The sequence below is a fragment of the Pseudomonas sp. NPDC098747 genome (genome assembly GCF_044760045.1).
GTDB lineage: Bacteria > Pseudomonadota > Gammaproteobacteria > Pseudomonadales > Pseudomonadaceae > Aquipseudomonas.
In genome coordinates, this window is the sequence record NZ_JBIWAL010000128.1 from 1 (window position 1) to 3,130 (window position 3,130).

At 58.2% G+C, this 3,130-nt stretch carries 2 protein-coding genes; both read left to right on the forward strand.

The window, feature by feature from the left end; translation table 11 throughout:
• Nucleotides 1-334: 334 nt before the first annotated feature.
• Complete coding sequence (locus ACIQVE_RS29400) at nucleotides 335-1,018, forward strand: hypothetical protein (protein ID WP_402815438.1); 684 nt, start codon at nucleotides 335-337, stop codon at nucleotides 1,016-1,018.
• Entirely contained in the window at nucleotides 1,008-1,157 is a 150-nt protein-coding gene (locus tag ACIQVE_RS29405) for a hypothetical protein (protein WP_402815370.1), read from the forward strand. The genes ACIQVE_RS29400 and ACIQVE_RS29405 overlap by 11 nt, the downstream gene beginning before the upstream one ends.
• Nucleotides 1,158-3,130 lie beyond the last annotated feature (1,973 nt).

A 3,130-nucleotide genomic window follows, 5' to 3' on the forward strand; every position in this document is an offset into this window, starting at 1 on the left:
CTTCGCCCGATCAACTCTTGTCTACAGGAGCACTCACGACAGAGGATGTCGCCGAGTGTGCACGTCACACACCGTACCGGGCGGCTGACGTGCTCCGTGGTCTGGGCAAGACTCCGGCCTCTTTGGAACCACCGCGCGTCCTGCCACAGCGGCACGCCCTCGCGCCTGTGCACGTGACTGCCGCGACTGCTTCGCCTGCATGGCAACAGGCACGCGATGAGTACCACGGCCATCTGTTTGGCTGCCCCCTGTGTTACGCCTCAAAAAAACGCCATTGCCCAGCTGGTGCTGCCTTACGCGCTGCTTACGATTTAATCCCGATGGAGCTCCGCCCTTGAGTACCTCCGACGACGCCGCCACCGAACTCAAACGCCAACAAGACAAGGCGCTGGCGCAAATCAAAGCCAAGATATCGATAGCGCCGGACGCCTTGAGCGCTGCCGTGCTGGAGAAATGGACCACCGTCACTAACCCGCCGTTTAAAGAGTTGTCCGCCGAGCTGCGCGAGCAGAACAACGCAATGCGCGGTGGCGATCTGAGCCGCGTGGAAGACATGTTGCTGGCGCAAGCGCACACGCTCGATGGCTTGTTTGCCGCACTGGCGACAAGGGCGGCGAAAGCCCCCTCGGTCGTGGTACTGGAGGTATATTTACGGCTGGCGCTCAAAGCCCAGAGTCAAAGCCGCGCCACCTTGCAAACACTGGGCGAACTCAAGGCCCCCAAGCAGGTGGCCTTTGTCGGTCAAGCGAACATCGGCCATCAGGTGCAGGTGAACAACGGCGCGCCCGGCAACAGCGGCACCAGCGCCAACACCAACACCGCCCCGGCATCAAATACACCGCGCCCGCGCACGCGGAAAAATAAAACCGCGCAGAACAAAGTATTGGAGGCAGACCATGAGCAACGGCTGGACGCCCGAACGCCGGGCACGGCAAGCGGCGATGATTCAGCGCTGGCAACCGTGGCAACACAGCACCGGCCCCAAAAGCGACGAGGGAAAAGCTGTGGTGGCGCGTAATGCCGATCAGGGCGCAGTTCGCGCACTGTTACGCAGCATGGCCCGAGAACTGCGCGAGCAACACAAGGCCCATCGCGAGCTGGCCCAGCGGCTTGTCGAACCGTCGTTAAGTGAGCCGGACACTGAACCGCCACCGTGACCAAGAAAGAGGGCGGGTCCTCCCGAGGGGGTGGCCCTAGGGGGTAATTCGGGCCCCGTTCCATGTGTACATGTGACCCTTTTTCGGTGGTTGGTTGTTGTTTTTGTCGTCGCGCCCCAATTACCCCGCCGTCAGGCTGAATGCCTTGTATAACGAGGGTTGCCGCCTTATGACCTACTTGACCGGCAGCGAGCCAATGCACAACTTCGAGTGAACGGACGAACGACCTACACCAACCCACCGGAGCGTCGACAGTAGCGATGATGATCGAGGCCGCCGCAGCCGCGTGCGGGGAGGATCGAATTTCCAAAGCACGCCGGGGACCCTGACGATGCCCAAAGGTTACGGGCCCTCGGACTCGCGTGATTTCGTTAGCGGCAGCCCTCAAACATTGGTTAACTGGTTAACTAATTTCACCATAAAAATCGCTGAAGGCCGCGCAGGCCGTGGTCTGTAGCCCGGTTAACCGATGAGTTAACCGGGTTAACCAATGTTTACCGTAAAAGTCGCTGGAAGCCCCGTAGTACGTGGCCTGTAGCCCGGTTAACCAAGGCGCTATTCTAGAAGTTAACTAAGGAGTTGGCTGGTTAACTGGTCTGAGAGGCAGGCGGGCTAAGGCCTGTAGCCGATTTTCTAGTGAGTTTACCCGGTTAACTCTGCTGACCGTAAAAATCGCTGTAAGCCCCGTAATCCGTGGCCTGCAGCCGGGTTAACCGATGAGTTAACCGACTCATTTACTCGGTTAACTGGTTAACTGGTTAACTCGGCAGGTTAACCGGGCTGAAAGCCAAGCAGGCTGCGGCTTGTAGCCGTTTTTCAGGGCTTTTTTTCAAGAAGTTAACTCCGTCGTGTCACTGAAAACTCAGCTGTTTTTCGAGCAAACTCGAACGTTTTTTGGAAAAACTCAACCGGTTCACCGCTTCGAAGGGGCCGATTGAGGTTAGGAAAGGTCTCGCGACCAGCCAGAATCGGATCGTCAAAGGGGCCGCCAACGCACTGGTGTGAAACAGGGGGTTCCAGTGCAAGCGGCGAACGCGCGCCCTGCGCACCTCGTGTGCCCGCATAACCTTGAGCAGTGGGCGCAGGACGCTGGGCAGTTGGAAACCCCGGCGCTAATTGTTGCCGATGGCGCAACCAAGACGACGCCGGGGCGGTAATACCACAACCCCCTCTCCGGTCGGCGAGTTGCGCGGTAGAAACGGCCACAGTTGGGCGGATGGACCATACTTAGCGACGGTCGAATCACTGATGCCTGATAGAGGAATACAGACCATGTCGTTGGCAAAACCGATAATTGATCCGCAATACGCCGTCGAGGTAGCCGACACACTCAATGACTGGTTGCCCTTTCTTCACACGCGACACGGACCGCTTCGCTGGAACTAGGGATCTCACAAGACAGGTTCGCCCAGATGTCAGCCCTGAGCTGGAACGCAGCATGCTACGTGAACAGTATCGGGAGTGGGTCGAGGCCGAAGGTGACATCCGTTCGGTGGGGCAAGAGGTGCCATCCTCATGATTTGGCCGCGCGCGGAAATACGCAGGAGCCGTTCCGAGTGACGCCGGGGCCCCTGCGCATTTCGAAAGGGTACGGGGCAAAGAACCCGCGCGGTCGTGTCAGTGACGGGTTGGCTGGCTTATTGAAATTTCAATCATTGAAATTCGATTGAAATGTAAGAGCGCGACCGTTCGACTCGCCGCCGTGTAATCCACACGGTTCACTCACCCCGTCGAGGGAGTCAGCAGGTCATCGAGGGCAGCTAATGAACGATGGGCACGCATAGGCGTGTGACTGGCTTCACAAATTCCAACACGCTGCGCAAGGCTCTATCAAAGGGCCTGCACGGCCAGCCGGTCACGACTATGCTGTTGGCTCAGTGGTGCATTTTTGTTTTTCGTCGCGGAGAATAAAACCATGAGCCTGCCCATCCCTGTGTATTCCACTTACCAAATTTCGAGGGCAGCGGATGCCT